This is a genomic window from Asticcacaulis sp. AC402 (assembly GCF_000495835.1).
Lineage (GTDB): Bacteria > Pseudomonadota > Alphaproteobacteria > Caulobacterales > Caulobacteraceae > Asticcacaulis.
The window spans coordinates 78,538-98,079 of record NZ_AWGC01000009.1; the positions used below are offsets into that span (position 1 = coordinate 78,538).

The 19,542-nt window shown below is 60.9% G+C and carries 16 protein-coding genes and 1 tRNA gene; 7 read left to right on the forward strand and 10 right to left on the reverse strand.

All coding sequences use genetic code 11. The annotated features are described in order from the left end of the window. Positions 1-83: 83 nt before the first annotated feature. From ABAC402_RS25475 to ABAC402_RS25485, 3 genes are all read right to left on the reverse strand, one after another. Positions 84-1,070 carry a GSCFA domain-containing protein gene (locus ABAC402_RS25475; RefSeq protein ID WP_031235248.1) on the reverse strand — a complete coding sequence of 329 codons (987 nt, stop codon included), beginning with the start codon at positions 1,068-1,070 and terminating at the stop codon, positions 84-86. A gap of 140 nt (positions 1,071-1,210) precedes the next feature. Further along, positions 1,211-2,185, reverse strand: a complete 975-nt coding sequence (locus ABAC402_RS25480; RefSeq protein WP_023448512.1) for a glycerophosphodiester phosphodiesterase family protein — start codon at positions 2,183-2,185, stop codon at positions 1,211-1,213. A 61-nt stretch (positions 2,186-2,246) separates the two neighbouring features. Continuing rightward, positions 2,247-2,320 (reverse strand) — tRNA-Cys (locus ABAC402_RS25485). A 239-nt stretch (positions 2,321-2,559) separates the two neighbouring features. On the opposite strand from ABAC402_RS25485, the gene ABAC402_RS25490 reads away from it, so the two are divergent. The 4 genes from ABAC402_RS25490 to ABAC402_RS25505 all read left to right on the forward strand — a co-directional run bounded on the left by ABAC402_RS25490 (position 2,560) and on the right by ABAC402_RS25505 (position 8,367). Then, positions 2,560-3,189, forward strand: a complete 630-nt coding sequence (locus ABAC402_RS25490) for a protein-L-isoaspartate O-methyltransferase (protein ID WP_023448513.1) — start codon at positions 2,560-2,562, stop codon at positions 3,187-3,189. Positions 3,190-3,342: 153 nt separating this feature from the next. Beyond that, positions 3,343-4,827: a TolC family outer membrane protein gene (locus ABAC402_RS25495; protein ID WP_023448514.1), complete on the forward strand. Its 1,485-nt coding sequence runs from the start codon at positions 3,343-3,345 to the stop codon at positions 4,825-4,827. Between the two features lie 191 nt (positions 4,828-5,018). Further along, positions 5,019-5,546 (forward strand): DUF2497 domain-containing protein, encoded by a 528-nt coding sequence (locus ABAC402_RS25500; RefSeq protein ID WP_031235251.1) that lies wholly within the window; start codon positions 5,019-5,021, stop codon positions 5,544-5,546. Between the two features lie 130 nt (positions 5,547-5,676). After that, positions 5,677-8,367, forward strand: coding sequence for a valine--tRNA ligase (locus ABAC402_RS25505; RefSeq protein ID WP_023448516.1), 2,691 nt, complete (start codon positions 5,677-5,679; stop codon positions 8,365-8,367). Positions 8,368-8,522: 155 nt separating this feature from the next. Here the strand turns inward: ABAC402_RS25505 and ABAC402_RS25510 are convergent, their stop codons facing one another. Together ABAC402_RS25510 and ABAC402_RS25515 are read right to left on the reverse strand one after the other, a co-directional pair. Further along, positions 8,523-9,614 carry a glycosyltransferase family 4 protein gene (locus ABAC402_RS25510; protein ID WP_023448517.1) on the reverse strand — a complete coding sequence of 364 codons (1,092 nt, stop codon included), beginning with the start codon at positions 9,612-9,614 and terminating at the stop codon, positions 8,523-8,525. Further along, a complete protein-coding gene (locus ABAC402_RS25515) occupies positions 9,611-10,696 on the reverse strand; it encodes a glycosyltransferase family 4 protein (protein WP_023448518.1) in 1,086 nt (361 codons plus the stop codon). Before ABAC402_RS25515 ends, ABAC402_RS25510 begins: the two co-directional genes overlap by 4 nt. Before the next feature lie 117 nt (positions 10,697-10,813). Here ABAC402_RS25515 and ABAC402_RS25520 point away from each other — a divergent pair, with 117 nt between their 5' ends. After that, a complete protein-coding gene (locus tag ABAC402_RS25520) occupies positions 10,814-11,995 on the forward strand; it encodes a glycosyltransferase (protein WP_235079914.1) in 1,182 nt (393 codons plus the stop codon). A 230-nt stretch (positions 11,996-12,225) separates the two neighbouring features. On the opposite strand, the gene ABAC402_RS25525 is transcribed toward ABAC402_RS25520, so the two are convergent. The 3 genes from ABAC402_RS25525 to ABAC402_RS25535 all read right to left on the reverse strand — a co-directional run bounded on the left by ABAC402_RS25525 (position 12,226) and on the right by ABAC402_RS25535 (position 13,994). Further along, positions 12,226-12,678: a glycine zipper domain-containing protein gene (locus tag ABAC402_RS25525; RefSeq protein WP_023448520.1), complete on the reverse strand. Its 453-nt coding sequence runs from the start codon at positions 12,676-12,678 to the stop codon at positions 12,226-12,228. 166 nt (positions 12,679-12,844) lie between these two features. Further along, positions 12,845-13,372: a hypothetical protein gene (locus ABAC402_RS25530; RefSeq protein WP_023448521.1), complete on the reverse strand. Its 528-nt coding sequence runs from the start codon at positions 13,370-13,372 to the stop codon at positions 12,845-12,847. A gap of 157 nt (positions 13,373-13,529) precedes the next feature. Continuing rightward, entirely contained in the window at positions 13,530-13,994 is a 465-nt protein-coding gene (locus ABAC402_RS25535; protein WP_023448522.1) for a hypothetical protein, read from the reverse strand. Positions 13,995-14,218: 224 nt separating this feature from the next. Between ABAC402_RS25535 and ABAC402_RS25540 the strand changes: the two genes are divergently transcribed. Further along, positions 14,219-15,457, forward strand: a complete 1,239-nt coding sequence (locus ABAC402_RS25540) for a class I SAM-dependent RNA methyltransferase (RefSeq protein ID WP_023448524.1) — start codon at positions 14,219-14,221, stop codon at positions 15,455-15,457. A gap of 125 nt (positions 15,458-15,582) precedes the next feature. After that, a complete protein-coding gene (locus tag ABAC402_RS25545) occupies positions 15,583-16,245 on the forward strand; it encodes a glycosyltransferase (protein ID WP_040409833.1) in 663 nt (220 codons plus the stop codon). A gap of 344 nt (positions 16,246-16,589) precedes the next feature. On the opposite strand, the gene ABAC402_RS25550 is transcribed toward ABAC402_RS25545, so the two are convergent. Together ABAC402_RS25550 and ABAC402_RS25555 are read right to left on the reverse strand one after the other, a co-directional pair. After that, positions 16,590-18,449 carry a lytic transglycosylase domain-containing protein gene (locus tag ABAC402_RS25550; protein ID WP_023448526.1) on the reverse strand — a complete coding sequence of 620 codons (1,860 nt, stop codon included), beginning with the start codon at positions 18,447-18,449 and terminating at the stop codon, positions 16,590-16,592. Positions 18,450-18,631: 182 nt separating this feature from the next. Next, a complete protein-coding gene (locus ABAC402_RS25555) occupies positions 18,632-19,468 on the reverse strand; it encodes a uracil-DNA glycosylase (RefSeq protein WP_023448527.1) in 837 nt (278 codons plus the stop codon). Positions 19,469-19,542: the final 74 nt, after the last annotated feature.

The window sequence follows — 19,542 nt, forward strand, 5'->3', positions numbered from 1 at the left end:
TCAAGATTCAGTACCATTGGGGTGTCAATCCGGTTAAGGCCGTGTGAAAAATCCGCCGTTAAAAAGCGGCATGGTGCGACAACTCAGTCCTCGAAGTAATTTCGCGAGAAAAAATCTACAACCCGCCCGACCAGTGCAGATTTTACGTGCGCGCCATCTTCTTCCCAGGCATCTTCACGACGCGACATTGTTACCAGTTCATAGGATGGCATGTAGTCGACAAAGTCATAGTTATCGGCCACGGCGACAGCCGCGCCCAACAGCGTACTCTTTGAATAGGCGTTGGCAGAAACCACATCCCTGTCGGTAAAGGTGCTGGCCAACGGGACGGGGGAGACCGTTACAATAATACGCGATTGCTTTTTCCCTAAACCGCGCAGTGCCTGAATGACCTCATCGACCTTGGCAAAGGTTTGCTGCGGCGTCAGGTTGTGGAACTCGAATCGCTCACCGCGCCGGGCTGTCTTGATTGAACTGCCCGGCGAGCGATTGACGTAGATCGAATCTTTTGTGTCGAACCAGCTCTCTGTCAAACCAAGCGTGATAACATGGACATCCGCCTGGGACGCTTCCCCATAGGCACGCAGAAGTGTAGCGCGGGCTGAGGCCAACTCGGCACCGTTAAGGCTGCGCAGCCCCCACAACATCATGTCGACATAGTCGTCGTCACCTACCTGAACCACACCCGCGGTTTCACGATCGTCCCGGTCGCCCAGGCGGATAACATCCAGCATGGAATTGGGCGTAAAAGCATTCAGCGCACCGTTGCGATCCTGTCCTCCCAAGTCGTAATACGGACCTGGAAACGTGTGGCGCAGGCTGATGCAGTCCATCCCTGCCTTGGCCAAATAGATTTCAATATTACGTGCGAAGCAGGATCCGATCGTGAATACCCGATCTGACTTGAGCAACTTGAATTTGGGCTTGACGCGTATATCAGGAAAGCCCGCATGGTAGGCGCGCTCATGTCCCGCGGCGACGCCCGCACTCGATTTCATATAATTACGGTACGGGTTCACCTTTGCAATCTGCAACGTTTTTTCGTACGATATGCGTGTTCCGGAAAACATGATCTTTTGCCTTCTGACTAATTTAGCCGCTTGTGCCTCTGCACTGTATATCTTGGAGCGAGAGTAAGGCCAAGACGGATCGCCCCTGACTTTGGCGTGAACCCATGACCCTGTCAAACCAAAGCGTGGGCGGCTTCCTCTTACCGGCCCTTGGCCAACGGCCCGATGATCTCAATGGAATCTGTGGCGACACCCATACGCCAAGATTTCGGCACCCTGGCGTAGTCTTCCGGCGTATTGATGCCGGGCAGGCCGTTGGTGTTTTGCATGGCGCCGACGAGGTAGATGTAGCTGCCGGCTTTGGCGAAACGGTCCTGCAACCGGTTGGGATAACCCCACATCACCCAGGTCAGATTCTGCGGCACATAGATCACGGTATTGCGGCAGGCCTTGGGCAGGTAGCCGCTCCAGCCCAGGGCGACATAGCGCAAACCGCAGGATCTTAACGACGACTTGCTGACAGGCTTTAGTTCGGGGCGAAGTTGCGCCAGTCGGTTGCCCGGCAGTTCGCCGGCAAAGACGTTCAAGCGCTGTGGCCGCGCCTCGGGATGGGCAGTCAGCCAGGCGTCGAGCTTTTCGGCCTCGCGCGGGCTGTTGCTCTTGATGTTGATCAGAAACGCCTTGTCTGGAAAGGCCGACAGGACTTCCGAAAAGGAAGGCATCTGGCCCTTGAAGCGGCCGCGGAAGGGGAAGGTCTTGCCCGCGTCATGGGTATAGCCGTAGCCGATATCGAGCGCCTTCAGTTGCGCCAGACTAAGCTCCCGCGTCGTGCCCTTGCCGTCGGTGCGGCAATCGACGGTCCAGTCGTGAAAGACGGCAAAGTCGCCGTCGGTTGTCGGATGGATGTCGATCTCGACCGCATCGGCGCCGGCGTCGAAGGCGGCCTGCATCGAAGGGACGGTGTTTTCAAGCAGGTCATGGGTCGGCTTGTAGATGCGCGTGGCCGTGCAGGTGTCGTTTTTCAGCCCCTCCCGGTCGTAGTGCTGATAGACGCCGCGATGCGCCAGCAGTTGGGGTTTGGTGTCAGGCGGCGACGCAAGCCAGGAGGCGTTCGCGAGGTAAAGTACAGCCGCCGCAGCCGTCACGACACCGCCCGCAATATATCTCTTGTGCATCACAGCCTCCCTCGATACGTCAGCTTAGCCGGCGAAGGGTCTAACTGTACAGAGGAGAGCGTGGAGGCCTGACCCGGAGTCGAACCGGGCTTCACGGATTTGCAATCCGGTGCGTAACCGCTCCGCCATCAGGCCTCAAAGGAGCGAGGGCGATCAGCTATCAGATCGTCCCGGTCATCGCAATTGCTTATATAGAATTTCCTGAGGAATATTTACCTCAGCCGCCAGTGGCGTAGTTTTTGTCGCGGCCCATAGTTTTTACCCGGGCAAGCAATTTGACGCCCGAATTACCTTCCCGGAACAATTGCAGTCTGTCGCGCGCATGCCTATAAGGAAGGCCAATGAGTCCGCGTCGCTATTAGAGAATTGCTCCCATGGATTTCCACGCTGCCCGCCAGAACATGGTCGAATCCCAGGTAAGGGTGAACGATGTAACCGATTCCGCGTTGCAACTGGCCATGCGTCATGTCGCCCGCGAACGTCTGTGTGCCCCATCCCAGGCCTTTGCCGCCTATGGTGATGTCGAGGTCGCCATTGCGCCTGGCCGGGTGTTGATGGCGCCGCGCGATATCGCCAAGCTTCTGCAGAGCCTGGAACCACGCGCCGGTGAAACTGGCCTGGCCATCGCTGCACCCTATGGCGCCGCTGTACTTGCCCATGCCGGGCTGAAGGTCACTGCCCAGGAATCCGATCCGCGTGCCATGGCGGTGATTGAGCCCTACCTCAAGGAGATGGGCGTCAAGACCGAGACGGCTCCGCTCAAGACGCCCGCGGGCCGCGACTATGACGTGATCGTCGTCGAAGGAGCTGTTGCCGAACTGCCGGCCGCCTGGCTGAAGGCGCTGAAGGTCGGCGGACGCCTGGCCGTGGTGCTGAAGGACAGCAGAATCGGCCGCGCCCGGCTTTACATCCGCCTCGAGTCCGGTTTCTCGGAACGCGAAGTTTTCGATTCTTCGCCGTCGACCTTGCCGGGCTTCGCGCGCACGCCCAGCTTCGAGTTTTGAATCTCTACTGCCATGTTTGTGGTACAGTGATGCAAGCATGCGACGGAACGCCATTCAGATACGTCTGAAACGGCAAATGAAAAAAGCTTAACTCGCCAAGGCAAAAATTGTCTGGCAGGAAGAGTACGACACGTTTTCGCAACCGCGGGCAGGATGGCCTGGACCATCCGCCCGATCTTCCGGCATCCGCCGGAGCTACTATCGGGGTACATGATGACCATGTTGAAGTTCGGCCGTTCCATTACCTTGCGTCTGGGAGCTTTGGCGACCGCGTCGGTGCTGGCCCTGGGTGCCGCCTCCGCGGTTCAGGCGGAGACGCTGAATGAGGCCATCCGCATGGCGTACAGCCAGAACCCGACCCTGGCGCGTGCCCGTGCCTCCCAGCGGGCTGCAGACGAGCGTTATGTCCAGACCCGGTCCGAATTCGGTCCGTCTCTGAGCGTCGGCGGCAGTGTCAACTACACGGATACCGACACGTCGTTTCAGCCGGGCAATCAGCGTTCCAACACATCCCTGTCGCTCAATGCCGACCAGAACATCTTTACGTCGGGAGGCCTGACCAATTCGCTGCGCGCCTCCGAAGCCAATATCCGGGCCGGCCAGCAGGATCTGCGTTCGACCGAATCCCAGGTTCTGCTCGACGTCATCCAGGTCTATACCGCGGTACGCCGCGACCAGCAGGCGCTGAAGATTTCACAGGACAATTACGATATCCTGAAGCAACAGCTGGAACAAACCCAGGCGCAGTTCGATGCCGGCCAATTGACCCGCACCGACGTTGCCCAGTCGCAGGCGCGCCTGTCGGCCTCCGCGGCTTCACTGGCCCAGGCCCAGGCCCAACTCGACGCCGACCGCGCGCAATACATCGCCATTGTCGGCCAGGCGCCGATCGGCCTGGAGGCGGAACCCGTGCTGCCGGGCCTGCCGGCGGACTTCAATGCCGCCCTTGACATTGCCGAGCGCAACAATCCTGATCTGCAGGCTTCACACTACGCTGAAGACGCCGCCAAGGCCAATCTCGGCGCCGCCCGCTCGGTGTTTGGCCCGACGGTAGCCCTGGGCGCCCAGTACAGCGGCACGACGCCGACCGATGATCTCGGTGGTTTCGGCGACTCCGCCGGGGCTACAGCTACCCTGCGCTTCTCCGTGCCGCTGTTCAGCGCCGGGCTGAACGGATCGCGCGTCCGCGAAGCGGCCGAGAACTACAATGCCCAAAAGATCAGCACGGAAATCACCCGCCGCGCGGTGGTGTCTTCGGTATCCCAGTCCTGGTCGCAGATGATCTCCGCCCGATCGGCCGTGTCGTCGAACCAGGAGCAGGTCCGCGCCGCTCAGGTCGCTGCCGAAGGCGTCAAGACGGAGCAACAGGTCGGCCTGCGCACCAATATCGAAGTCCTCAACGCTCAGCAGGAACTTAAGTCGGCGCAACTGCAACTGCTGGAGGCCGAGCGCACCCAGTATGTCGCTGCCAGCCAACTGCTGTCGGTCATGGGGGGGCTGACGGTTCAGGCCTTCGTGCCGGATATGGACGTCTACGATCCGCAGGAAAACTTCAACAACGTCAAGTCCAAGGGCTGGACGCCGCTCGAGCCGGTAGCGCGCAGCCTCGACGGTCTCGTCGCTGGCGGCAACAAGTAATTTCACTCTGGTTTGTCAGGCGAAACAGGACGGGTCAGCTTCGTCCTGTCATAGCTTAATCACAGAAAAATTAGCCTTTTCGACGAAATTCCGGCAGCAAAACGTGTGTTGAGAGTTGCCAAGGGCGGCGAACACGTGTCACGCTGACCACGACTTAAGTTTTGGAATCCGATTCGCAGGCGCTTAAAAACATGGCAGAACAATCCGCACACGAACCGACCATGGAGGAGATTCTCGCCTCCATTCGCCGCATCATTTCGGAAGATGACGCGCCGGAGGCCGAGAAGCCCGCACCGGTTGCCGCGGCACCCGAACCGGAGCCTGAGCCTGTGTTCGAGCCCATCGTCGATCCGGAGCCCGAGGAGGACGTCCTGGAACTCACCGACACCTATGACGCGCCGTCCAGCGTTTCGATAGGCGATATCGAAGCCTATGAGCCGATCAAGCCGACACCGGCGCCGGCTCCAAAACCCGTTTACAAGGCCGAGCCCCGCATGGAGTCTCTCGTCAGCGAACGCACCGAATCGAGCGCTGCTTCTGCTTTCGGTTCCCTGTCCTCGTCGCTGCTGGTCCCGCACAGCGACCGTACCCTGGAAGACCTCACCAAAGACCTGCTGCGTCCGCTTCTGCAACAGTGGCTTGACGCCCATCTGCCGGCCATCGTCGAAGAAGCCGTACGCACGGAAGTCGAACGCATTGCACGACAGGGCCGCCGGTAAAACTGGATTTCCATTGATCCACCTGATAAGAGCGGCGTCCTGTGACGCCGCTCTTTTGGTTTTCGCGCCTGATCCTTCCGCTTTTTTGCTTCCGCTTTTTTGCTTCCGCTTTTTGACCTCCTGAAAGACCATGCTGGAAAAGACCTTCGATCCCGCCGCCGTTGAACCCCGTCTGTATCAGATGTGGGAAAAGTCGGGCGTATTCGCTCCGATCGACGACCCGAAGGCAGAGGCCTTTTCCATCGTCATCCCGCCGCCCAATGTCACCGGCAGCCTGCACATCGGCCACGCCCTGAACAACACGCTCCAGGACGTTCTGACGCGCTTCGAGCGCATGCGCGGCAAGGCTGCCCTGTGGCTACCCGGCACCGACCACGCCGGCATCGCCACCCAGATGGTGGTCGAACGGCAACTGGCCGCCGCCGGCAATGTCGGCCGCCGCGATATGGGCCGCGAAGCCTTCGTCGCCAAGGTGTGGGAATGGAAGGCCGAGTCCGGCGGCACCATCGTCAATCAGCTGCGCCGCCTGGGGGCGTCGTGCGACTGGTCGCGCGAACGCTTCACCCTGGACGACGGCCTGTCGTCGGCCGTCCGCAAGGTCTTCGTGCAACTGCATCGCGACGGGCTGATGTACCGCGACAAGCGCCTGGTCAACTGGGATCCGCACTTCCAGACCGCCATTTCGGACCTCGAGGTCGAACAGAAGGAGGTCGACGGCCATTACTGGCACTTCGCCTACCAACTCGCCGACGGCATCACCTATCCGCACCCCGTCAAGGACGAGGACGGTAACGAGACCGTCGAGACGCGCGACTATATCGTTGTTGCCACGACCCGGCCGGAAACCCTGCTGGGCGATTCCGGGGTCGCCGTGCATCCCGAGGATGAACGCTACAAGGGCCTGATTGGCAAGGCGGTCATCCTGCCGATCACCGGCCGCCGCGTGCCGATCGTCGGCGACGACTATGCCGATCCCGAGAAAGGTTCGGGCGCGGTCAAAATCACGCCGGCCCACGACTTCAACGACTTTCAGGTCGGCAAGCGCCACGACCTGGAGCAGATCAATGTCCTGGACGAGATGGCACGGATCATCGTCGCGCCGTACGAAGGCCAGGACCGCTTTGTCGCGCGCAAGGCGATCATTGCCCGCGCCGAGGCAGAGGGCTGGCTGAAGGCCGTCGAAAAGACCCGCCACATGGTTCCGCACGGCGACCGTTCCGGCGTGGTGATCGAACCCTTCCTGACCGACCAGTGGTACGTCAATGCCGGCGAACTGGCCAAGGAAGCCGTTCGCGCCGTCGAGGACGGCCGCACCGTGTTCGAGCCCAGGTCGTGGGAAAAGACCTATTTCGAATGGATGCGCAACATCGAGCCGTGGTGCGTGTCGCGCCAGCTATGGTGGGGCCATCGCATCCCGGCGTGGTACGGTCCGGACGGTTCCATTTTTGTGGAAATGTCCGAATCCGACGCGCTTAAGGCCGCCCAGGCCCATTACGGCACGGCGACCCCGCTGCGTCAGGACGAGGACGTGCTAGATACCTGGTTCTCGTCGGCCCTGTGGCCGTTCTCGACCATGGGCTGGCCCGAGCAGACCGATGACCTGAAGCGCTTCTACCCGACCCATACCCTGATCACCGGCTTTGACATCATCTTTTTCTGGGTTGCCCGGATGATGATGATGGGCTTGCACTTCACTGGTGACGTGCCGTTCAAACGTGTCTTCATCAACGCCCTCGTCCTCGATGAAAAAGGCCAGAAGCAGTCGAAGTCCAAGGGCAACGTCATTGATCCGCTGACCATCGTCGACGAGTTCGGCGCCGACGCGCTGCGTTTCACCCTGACCGCCATGTCGGGGCAGGGGCGGGCTATCAAGCTGGCCAAGCCACGCATCGAGGGCTACCGCAACTTCGGCACCAAGTTGTGGAACGCGACGCGCTTTTCGCAGATGAACGAGTGCACCCGTGTGGTTGGTTTCGATCCGGCGTCGGCGAAACTCACCCTTTCCCGGTGGATCCGCGGCGAGGTCCAGAAGACCCAGGACGAGGTTACGGAGGCGCTGGAAGCCTGTGCCTTCGACGATGCCGCCAATGCGCTGTACAGGTTCATTTGGAATGTCTTCTGCGACTGGTATCTGGAACTGGCCAAGCCGATTTTGAACGGCGACGAAGAGGCCGACACGACCGAGGTCCGCGCCATGACGGCCTGGGTGCTGGACCAGGCCATGGTCATGCTGCACCCGGTCATGCCCTTCATCACCGAGGAACTGTGGCAGAAGACCGGCGGAAAAGGGTTGCTGATCGCGCATGCCTGGCCCAAGGCCGATCCGTCTGCCATCGATGCCGAGGCCGACGAAGAGATCAACTGGCTGATCGACCTGATCACCGAGATCCGCTCGATCCGCTCGGAAATGAACGTGCCGGGTTCGGCGCGAGCGCCTTTGGTGCTGACGGGGGCTTCTACGGTCACCCGGTCTCGGATCGCCACGCATGAAGACCTGATTCTGTATCTGGGGCGATTGTCCAAGGTCGAGGCGGCGGAAACGCCGGCGGCCGGTTCAGTGCCGTTCGTGGCCGGCGAGGCGACGGCCCATCTGGCCATTGCCGAGTTTATCGACATCAAGGCCGAGCAGGCGCGGTTGCAGAAGGACATTGCCGCCTTCGACAAGTCGATCGATGGCGTCCGGCGCAAGCTCGACAATCCGGAGTTCGTCAAGAAGGCGCCGGAAGAGGTGATCGAGGAAAACCGCGAACGCCTGGCCGAGGCCGAGAGTGGCAAGGCCAAGCTGGCTGCTGCGCTGGAGCGGTTGAAGGTGGCTCTATAGGTTTTTGAACCTTGGCCTGACACCCCAAAAAGGGGTGGAGGCTAAAGCGCAATACGATAAAGTGTGACGCACTTTTCGGATAAATTGCGCGACAAACTAAACCTTAGAGCGGGATTCTGATTCCATCAAAACTCATCCCGCTCTAGGGCTGGCGCTCAGCGTGCGTATGTCTTTTGTTTTGCCGTCGACGTAATCTCTTCCCGAACGTCGCGCAACTGAGCCGCACGGTGTTCGCGCGTGTGAACGACGCGCACGAAAGCCTGGCCCGATTGCGCCAGCTTCAGGAGCAGATCATCGTTCGCCAGGAGTTGCGCTAAAGCCGTAGCCAGCGCTGGCCCCGTCACGTCCGGGACATAGGCCGCGTGGTCACCCGACGCCTCACGCAGACCGCCGGTGCCCGACGATACCACAGCACAGCCGGCGGCGTGGGCTTCCAAAGCGACCAGGCCGAAGGGTTCCTGCCATACCGATGGCACCATGGCGATGGCGGCGGCCTTCATCTGCGCTTTGACGGCATCCAGCGGCTGATCTTTCAGCACCGTGACCCGTTCCGCCACCGCCGCGAGCTTGTCGATCTGGGCCTGGGCCCAGTCGCCATGGACATCGAAGCGGTTCAGGATCAGCACCGCCTTCCAAGCGGGATACTTCGGCAGAATTTCGGCCAAGGCATCGCACAGCGGCGCCAGGCCCTTTTCCGGCGCTGCGCGGCCGGAGAAGACAATCGTTTTGTCTTTTGCCAGCGGATCGCCCGGCCACAGCGACGCATCGATTGGATTGCCAACGGCATAGGTTCTGCCGGCATTTTGTGGATAGTTGCCGAGGAAATCGGCCTTGGCGGCTTCGCTGACGAAGATGAAGCTGTCGAACGAACGGTTGCGCCAGACATTGCGCCAGCGGTCAAACAGGTGTTTGGGCTTCTTGACGTAGTTGTGGCGGTACAGGCTGTTCGGAATCGCTTTCAAAGCGCCAGCAATCGCCGACGCCGAGATGGCGTGTTGATGGAATTCAACATAGTCGGGCGCGAAAGCCTTGACCGCCTCGATCATCCTTTGGCGCCGGACCAGACGGTTGCCACCGGGATCGATCTCGGTAACCGCAATATCGTCGCGGGCCTTGGCGCCGGTCTCGCAGAAGACGCGGATATCGTTGCGGCTATCGGCCGACAGGGTGCGGATCACCGTCTCGATCGAATTGGGCTCGACGGCGCAGAAGGTATAGCCTGGCGGCAGGACGATGGCGATTTTCATGACGCTTTCCGGGCGGCGACGGCGCCCTCGCGCAGCGTGTTCAGTTCTTCGGCCCGGCGCGGAATGGTGTGTTCCACGCGGGCGCGCGCCTGACCAAAGGCCGCCATTTGCCGGCGCAGGCCCGGATCCGCGATCAGCCTGTCGATGGCCGCGGCGACGTCCGGTCCTTCGACATGATCGAGATACAGGGCATGATCGCCGCTGATGTCGCGCAAACCGCCGGTGCCCGACGAGATCACCGCGGTGCCGGCGGCATGGGCCTCCAGGGCCGACAGAGGGAAGGGGTCCTTCCAGACCGACGGGATGACGGAAATCGCCGCCTTGGCCAGGGCGTCCTGGACGACCTGCAAGGGCTGGTTGGTCAGGATCGTCACCTGGTCGCTTAAGCCCGCCAGCTTGGCGACTTGCGCATGCGCCCAGGTGTTGGCGTCGTCATAGGCGCTCAGGATCAGGACAGCGCGCCAGTCGGGGTGCTTGGGCAAGGCCTCGGCCAGGCCGTCGCACAACGGCTCCAGCCCCTTTTCCGGAATGGCGCGGGCGGCGAAGACGATGGTTTGGTCTTTCGCTTCAGGATCGCCGGTCCATTTGACGGCGTCGATCGGGTTGAAGATCGAAAAGGCGCGCGGCTTGAACTTCGGGAAGGCGCTGAGGAAATGATCGCGGGTATCGTTGCTGACGAACAGGAAGCGGTCGAGCGCGCCATAGCGCCAGGTCTGGTCCAGGCGCTGGAAGATGTTTTTCGGCGGTTTGATATAGTTGTGACGGTAGAGAGCGACCGGAACGGCGGGCAGGGCGCGGGCGATCTGGCTGGCCAGGCGCGCCTCGTGGTGGACCTCGATATAGTCCGGCGCGAAGTCTTTCAACGCTGAGACGGCGGCCTTTAGCCGCGCCGGGCGGCCCGCTCCGGTCGGAAGTTCGGTCACGGCCAGGTCGCAGCGCGCCTCGGCGCCGCCGTCGCTGAAGATCCGCAACTCATGGCCCCACGGATTGTAGGCGGCAAAGGTGCGGATGACGGTTTCGATGGAATGGGGCCGGCGGGCGCAGAATTTGAACTCCGGCGGCAGGACAATAGCGATCTTCATATACGGTACCCACAGGCGCTGTTCTTCCTTAGCCGCCCGGCGTTGCCTGAGCAAGCAGGCCATTGTTTTCCGCCGCTGAAACCATTATGGAGCAGGACGCTTTTGATGGAGCCTTGTTTGTCGACCGATACGCTTGCCACATCCTCGTCTGTTCCGGTCGAACCGAACGCTCCCGACCTCAGCCTGATCATCTGTACGCTGAACGAAGGCGCTGCCATCCGCGCCGTCATCGAAGAAATCTGCGACACACTTGCTGGCATCAGCCACGAGATCATCGTGGTCGACGACAATTCCCAGGACAACACCCATGCCGAGGTTCGCGCCGTCGCTGTGATGCGTCCCAATGTCAGGTTGCATGTTCGCGTCGGTGAGCGCGGCCTGTCGTCGGCGGCGATCAAAGGCTGGGACATTGCCCGCGGCCGTTTCCTGGGCGTCATGGACGGCGACGGCCAGCACGATCCGGCCGCCATTCGCGAATTGGCCGAACTGATCCTGAAGGGCGACAAGGATCTGGTCTGCGTCTCACGCTATATCGGCAAGACCGAAACTGGTTTGAGCGGCCTGCGCGACCTGGGCTCGAAGGCCTTTACCTGGGCGACCGGACTGGTGCTCAAGGTGCCGCTGTCGGATCCGATGAGCGGTTGCTTCATGATGACGCGCGAGTACTATCAGTCGGCGCGCCCCAAGCTGACCGGCATAGGCTTCAAGATCTTGCTCGACATCGCCGCCTCCACCAAGGTCAAGCCGCGCTTTGCCGAGGTCAAGGCGTCCCTGCGCCAGCGCCAGGGCGGCGAGTCCAAGCTGGACCTGCGCGTGGTCATCGACCTGGTTGCCCTGCTGATCGAAAAGGCCACCAATGGCTTGCTGCCGGCACGTTTCGTCATGTTTGTCGGCGTGGGCCTGAGCGGCGTTGTCGTCTATACAGTTGTCCTGATCGCAGCACATCTGTTGTTCCGCAGTGGCGATTACCTGCCAATCTACCGTTTCCGCGTTCTGACCGACGATCTGGTCAGCTATAGCCTGGCCATCTGGTTGTCGATGACGTGGAATTTTTTCCTCAACAACATTCTGACTTTCCGGGACAAGCGGCTGCACGGCTGGGGCCTGGTACGCGGCCTGCTGGGGTTCTACCTTGCCTGTTCTATCGGTGCCCTGATCAGTCTCGGTCTGGCCCTGTTGATGCGCGGTCAGTTGAATATGCACTGGCTCCCGGCGGGTGTCCTGGCGGCAGTCCTGAGCTCGGTTTGGAATTTCTGGGGCGCCACGCTGCTGTCGTGGCGAACGCCAAAAAGCAAATAAAATGAAGCCCGATGCGCGGGGGCTGCATCGGGCTTCCAAAACCTCATGTCGCAAGGTGCCGCAGCGTTAAGCCGCCGGCCTTGGGGATCAGCACGAGGTGTTTCCAAAAAACCTAGAGCGCAATCCGATAAAGTGGACACCACCGCACGGGCGTTCCCGTTTTCGGAAAAATTGCGCGACAAAACAAAAACTTAGAGCGGGGTTTTGATGCCATCAAAACTCACCCCGCTCTAGTAGCTGCGGTCGTAACGATCGTAGCGGTCGTCGCGGCGGTCGTCGCGGCGGTCATGACGGCTGTGGCGGCGGTCATCGCGGCGATCCCAGCGGTCGTCGCGACGGTCATAGTGGTCGTCACGGCGGTCATCGCGACGGTCATAGCCGCTGTCGTAGTAATCATTGTAACTATAGTCATAGCGGCACTTGGTGTTGTTCTTGGCGATCGACGAGCCGACCGCCGCACCAACAACGGCGCCAGCAACTGTGCCAAGGCCCTTGTTACGGGTATTGGAGGCCGTGCCACCGACAGCAGCGCCGATAACTGCACCGGCAATGGCGCCGCTGCGCTGAGCGTCCTTCTTCTGGCCACGGCAGCTTTCGGCGGCGGCTGGCAAGGCGAAGCCGGCAATGGCGACGGCGGTTACAGCAGCGGCGATCAACTTGCGGGTCGCGGTCATGCGGATCATGGGGTGGGTTCCTTCCCGGTTTGCCGGGTCTGGTGACCTCACCTCCGGCTGATATAACCTGTATACAGGAGCCAAGATGAACAGCGCTTGATAGGTTCGTTCATCTTCGTTCAGAAAGCGAAAACGTTGGTCAAGTAAAAACCCTGCCGGATGGGAGCTTTGGGACTCAATAGCCATAATTGAAGAAACGGTACCCGCTCCGTCGGTCACTATAGCCCCAGGCGTTGCTGTTGCTGCTGGCATAGCGTTCGAAATAGCCGTTGCTGCGTTCATTCGGCGCATAGGATGAGCTTCGGTAATCGCTATGACTGCGGCCGTACCAGGCTGAGCAGCCGCAGCCGCGATAGCGGCGCTGGCCGCCGATCCAGCGTACCCCGGCATAGTGTCCGTTATTGGGCTTGGTTTGCAGCACACCATCGCGATAGCCGCTCTGTTCTCGGGCTCTTGGGTCCTGCTGGCGCGGGCCCTCAAAGCGATAATACTCCCCGCTCAGATAGTCATAGGCCAGGTCGGCACCGGCGTAGGGGACGCGATCATCGCGGCGATCATAGTCATAGTCTCGGCGTTGGTCGTCGTCGCGGCGGTATTGGCCGTCGCCGCGTTCCTGGTCGTCCTGCGCCATGGCAAGGGACGGGAAGGCGACAATGAGCGCCAGCGAGATTGCGGCGGAACGAACGAAGGGAGCGAGCGGCATGTCGGCCTCTGGGGCAAGAGCGGAAGCGCGTTAACCCTCTTTGTGTCCGCCTGCGGGCCCCAATAAGAAATACCGACTTTCAGCCCGTGCGCAAAGAATCCGTAAGTCACGAGTCTCATGCCAAAAAGTGGATTGCCACTTTTTGGCATGAGACGTCCTAATAGGCGACGTGCCTATGCCGGCGATCGTGGCAGTCGGGAGCGTGGGGCAGCAAGCGGCCATCGCCGAGCCGGATATAGACGACTCGATGCGACACGACCCGCGTGGTCACTGTCGAGGATTCCCAGGAGGTCTGATACAGGTTGACGCCGGGGCTGCGCGGGCCCTGGTCGTTATAATAGGTGTCGCTGCTGCGCCAGGCGTAGTCGCGCGGCTGTGTTTCAGGCTCAGGGGCTGGGCGGGGTGCCTGCTTAGGTGTCTGCGCGACCTTGCGGGGCTTGTTGACAGGCTTGGCGCAATTGCACGCGACCGCCGTTCTTTTAGCCGCTTTTTTGACCGTCTTCTTGGTCACCTTATGGCTGTGGTCCTTGCCATCGGGGCAGTGGGCGGCTGCGGGGAGCGCGACCGCCGCCACGGTAGCCGACAGGATCATGGTTAACAGCGCGGACTTCAGCGTGATCATGTGCAAACACCTTGAACAAAAAAGGAAGAGACGACACCGAACCGTCGCGGCCATTTTCGTCTGACGGGCAGGTGAGTCAACCGCGTTGCGCCTATACGGGGAATTTGACATGACCCGCCATGGGCTCTATGGGGCGTCTCCCTTTACTCTGCCTCATGTTTATCCAAAAAGTGCCCAGGTACACGTCTTGACACTTTTTGACATGAGGCTGTTGCGGCAGGTTCATGGCAGATTTCGAAGCACATATCGACAAGGTTGGATTTCAGGGTGATGGCATTACTGCCGGCGGCCTGATCGTGCCCATGACCCTGCCCGGCGAGCGCGTCCTGGCGCGTCAGGGCAAGGAACGGCCGGAACTGGTCGAGGTGATAATGGCAAGCCCCGAGCGCGTCACGCCGCCCTGTCCACATTTCTCCGCCTGTGGTGGCTGCACGCTTCAGCACTGGGACCTGGCCGCCTACAGCGCCTGGAAACATGAGGTCGTTGTCGCGCAACTGCGCCGCGGCGGGTTGGAGACTGAGGTTCTCCCTGGTTTCACAACACCGACCCATTCGCGCCGTCGCGTCGGCTTGCACGCGCGAAAACAAGGCAATCAGGTTCAGATCGGCTTCAAGGCGCGGCGCTCATGGTCGCTGGTCCCGATCGAGGTCTGTGTCATCTCCGATCCGGCCATCGTGGCGTCACTGCCGATGTTGCGGCAACTGGCGGCGCCTTTGTTCGAGCATCCGAAGTCCGCGCCAGTCCTCCACGTGACAGCGTCGCTGACCGGGCTGGATATCGATATCTCCGGCGTCGAGCGCACCAAATCAGGCGGGCTGTCGGCCGATGCCCGAATGCAGATTGCCATGGCGGCCGGCGAAGCCGGTTTTGCCCGCGTGACTATGGGCGAGGACATCCTCTATCAGGTGCGCCAGCCCATGATCCGATTCGGCAAGGCGACGGTATCCCTACCCATCGGGTCTTTCCTGCAAGCCACGCCCCAGGCCGAAGCCGCCATGGCGGCCTTAGTCAGCGATTCGGTAGCCGGCGCAAAGAAGGTCGCCGACCTGTTCTGTGGCGCCGGCACCTTCACGTTTCCGCTCGCCGAGACCGCCGTGGTCTACGCTGCCGATGGCGCGGCCACGTCAATCGCGGCACTCAAGAACGCCATGGCCTCGGCACCGGGTTTAAAGACCATCACGCCGGAAGTCCGCGACCTGTTCCGACGACCAATGGTGGCCGAGGAGATGAAGGGTTTCGACGCCATCGTCTTCGATCCGCCGCGCGCAGGCGCCGAGGCGCAAGCCTTCGAAATCGCCCGTTCCGGCGTCGCCCATGCCGTTGCGGTAAGCTGTAATTTACAGACCTTTGTTCGTGATGCTAAAATCCTTGTGAACGCAGGTTTTTCGCTGGACAGGGTGACCCCGATAGATCAGTTTTTGTGGTCAGCCCACGTGGAACTGGTGGGTGTCTTCTCCCGCTAAAAAACCTCCTGCCAAAACGTACAAGTCCTTGCCCATGCACCTTTTTGGACCTACATGAGGTGTTATAATAAGTTCCGAAAAACAAGAAATGTTTTTAGAGAGTGGCGTACGTGATTTCCGTTATCATGCCTACCCTTAACGCCGAAGACCATCTGGTGCGTACCCTGTCGTCTCTCGTACCCGGGGTCGTCGAAGGCCTGATTCGCGAAGTCATCATCGTTGATGGCGGGTCCGATGATTCGACGCTTGAGATCGCTGATTCGACAGGATGCAAGGTCATTCGTACCGATGCGGCGCGGGGATTGCAGCTGTGGCAAGGCTGCCGGGCGGCGCGCAGCGACTGGATTATGATCATGCACTCGGACTCTCAGCTCGGCGACGGCTGGATGGACCAGGTACAGGTCCATATCAACAGCCACGCTACCCAGGCGGGCTATTTCCATCTCAAGTTCGACGATCCGTCCTGGCTGGCTTCGCTGTGGGCAGAGTTGCTGGCTGCGCGGGCGCGTTGGCTGGCCATGCCCAGTGGCGACCATGGGCTATTGCTGTCACGGGCCCTGTATGACTGCGTCGGCGGCTACAAGGACCAGGCGGCATTCGAGGATGTGGCCCTGGCCATGGCGCTGGGAAGGGCGCGGTTGCGGCCCATGGCCGCATCCTTGACCACCAATGCCCGCCGGTTCAAGGCGCGTGGCTGGGCGGTCGGACTGCTGACCAAGGGAGCGCGGTTCATGCTGTATCTCTTGGGGGTACCACCCAAGCCGCCGATGGTGAAACGGCCGGCGTAGGAAGACGATTTGACGACGAACCGCACGAACACCCCTACGGGGCTTCACGAACTTTTGAGCGCATCCCAAAAGTGTGACGCACTTTTGGGATTAAGCTGCGCGACAAAACAAAAACTTAGAGCGCAATCCGATAAAGTGTGTGGCACCCGCACGGGCGCTCCCGTTTTCGGATAAATTGCGCGACAAAACAAAAACTTAGAGCGGGGTTTTGGTTCCATCAAATCATATCCCGCTCCGGACGTTGCTCGTGCTAAGCAAAAAGGCCCACTACGAGGAGCACCTGGCCGCCAGTTTCACAGATACGTCGCTTCGCGTCGGGTTATCACCTTGCCCGGTGACAGATCTTATCTATCTGCCGTGGCGTCGATAATCCGCGCGTCGTTTGCTGCCAGGGTCAAGGTTTTGGTTGGCTGGCCCATCAGTTGGCGATAGATCCAGTAATTGGCGGCAACTTCTTCGACATACTGACGGGTCTGGGCCACAGGGATCGACTCCAGAAACAGCAGGGCATCGGCGTCCGGCCCCAGGCTGTCCATTGCATCCTTCACCGGACGCGGACCGGCATTATAGGCCGCCAGGGTCCGCAGCAGGTCGCCGTCGATCACCTTGGAATCGAACAGACGCGTGATATAGTTTTGCCCGACTCTCAGATTGATCTCCGGTGTCAGCAACTGCTTCGGCTTGGCGGTGAAACTGGCATCGTTCTCGACCAGGGCTGCCGTCGCCGGCATCAACTGCAGCAACCCATAGGCACCGGAATAGGAATAGGCCTTGGGGTTGAACTTGCTTTCCTTGCGCGCCAAGGCAAAGACCAGTGCCTTGGGCACCTTATAGCCACCCGCGGGCGCGAAATCCGGCATAGGATACAAGGATGCGTCGAACAGCTTGTCCGTGCGCTTCAGCTGGCTGACCGGGATCTGCGTCCGGGCCGACAGGGCCAGCCAGCGGTCGCGCTCTTCGCCTGTAGTCGCGCTTTGCACCGCCGCCTGCAATTCGTCCTGAGCATCCTCGAACCGGCCAACCTGGATCAGCGCATTCATCCGCTGCGCCTTGGAATGCGATTGGGCCCACCCGAAGTCGCCTTCCAGAACCGCCGCCATGGCCGTGCGCGACTGACCCGAAAAGGTCGGCAATTCGCCCTTTTTTGACAGGACAACCGCCGGCGTGACGCCCAGGCGCTGCTCGGCAACCAGACCATAGAAGGTGAACGGGAAGCTGGCCGCGATCTTGAAATAGCCCTCGGCCTCATCGGCCTTGCCGAGCTTCAGGGCGGCGCGGCCAGCCCAGTATGAACCTCCCGACTGGCTCCAGGCGTTTTGGCTGGGATCAGTGGCGACGAACCTGAACGCGGCCAGGGCCTGATCGTAACGGCCGAGGCGCCAGTTGGCCAGGCCGGTGACCCAGTGGTCGCCAATCTGCTTGCCCAGCCTGGCGGCCTGCTCCAGTTGGCCGTTATTATAGGCCGACCGCGCTGACTTCGGCGTCAGGTCTTCGCCGGCCGGAGCGCCGGGATTGTGCGTCGTTTGTGGCGCCGCGTTCAGCAATCCGGTACCGCTCAGCCGGACCGCCGTACTTGCGGCGGAGGCAACTTCCCCGGCTGGAACAGCGCCCAACAGCGATGGAAACGCCGGATCTGGCGCACCGTCGGGCTTCTTGCGCTTGGCAAGTCCCCAGACGCGCATCGCCATCGGCTGGTCGCCGTACGTATCGAGCCAAGCCATCAACTCGTCATAGGTCGAGGTATATTTGCGGTGGAACAGCTTGCTGAACGTGGCGTAGCCCATCAGGCGCTGGTCCTTGACCTGGGCCAGCCTGGCGTCGGCGTCGTCGAAATCGCCGGCCTTGATCATCGCGAAGGCTGCCTGGTACAGCTCCGCATCCCGCGGCGCCAGCGGTAAATTCTGGGCGACGGCCTTGGTCGGTGCCTGAGCCTGACCGGCAACCAGAGCATAGGGCAGGGGGGCAGCATTGACAATAATCGTGGAGTCAGCCGCCTGGGTGGCAGCTTGTGTTGCGGTCAAGGGCGCAGGGAGTTGAGCGGCAAGGTGCCGGGAAGCAAGACTGGGGGAAGCAAGGCTGGAGGCGGAAAAGTCGGGAGTCAAGACGTCCTGCGCCATCGCGGACGCGGACAGGGCCATCAGCGCAGTGCCGGTGGTCAGAAGGCGGCCCAGGAGACGGGCCTGAGTTTGGCGGTTGGACGTCAAAACTGCACCTTAAAGCGGCGACCGGCTGGCCGAAAGGACGGGACACTAATGAAACTTTTGTGCCTGGGCAACCCCTTGCGCATTGGCCAAAAGTTGCCTGGTGACAATGTGACAGACAAGGTGACGGAGCAAGCTACATTTCCTGACAGTTGAGTCACTTTATTTTGAGTCGACTTTGCGCGTTACAGCTCCGCCTGCACGGTGAGTTGCAGCAGATCCCGCCAGAACAACCCCTTCGCCAACGGCTGCTTCAACAGGAAACTAGCCGGATAGCTGGCCATGGACGGTACATTCGGATCGCCATGATAGCCGACGACACGCCCACGCAGCTCGCTCAAACGCTGATCCAGGTTCAAGACCACCGACACGGCGCCGGCGCCCAACAGCAGGATGGCTTTGGGCGACGCCAACCGAATCAGGGCCTGCATGAAAGGCGTCGTCAGCGAAATATCTTCGGCCATCAAAGGCCGCCCGCCGGCTGGGCGCCAGAAGACGCATGGCGTCAGCAGGGCGCGGTCCTTGACACCCGCCGCCTGCAAGGCCGCATCGATCAAGGCGCCGGGTTTACCGGCAAACGCCTGGCCAGAGAGATCCTCTTCGGCATCGGGGCACTCGCCGACCACGATCAGGTCGGGGGTGTCGCTGCCGCGAAACCGCACCAGCTGCGTGGCACCTTCGTGGCGCATAGGCATATGCTGGAACGCCTCCAGTTCGGCATAGAGCTCATCCAGCGAGCGCGCGGCGGCGGCGCGCTGCTTGGCTTCATGTAACACGGTACCGATATCCAGCCCGGTAAGGTTTTGCGGCTTGAGCGCATTGACGGCCCCGCCTTGCGGCCCCGAAGCCACAGGGGTCACACGAATTTGCGTGACTGCCGCAGCGGCACGCGGATTTGGTGATTTATTTTCGCTGAGAGTCCGATTAAGAGGCGCATTCGCGTAGGACTCTTCCAACTCATGGTCGATGAGAAAGCCGAGGTAGCTCTCTAGTTCCTTGGTTAGATCGTCGGACGGGAACATGTGGGGCCTTCAAAAACGCGCAACCTGTCATAGCGGGCTGCGCGCCTGAGTTCAAAACAAAACGGGGAGCCCCC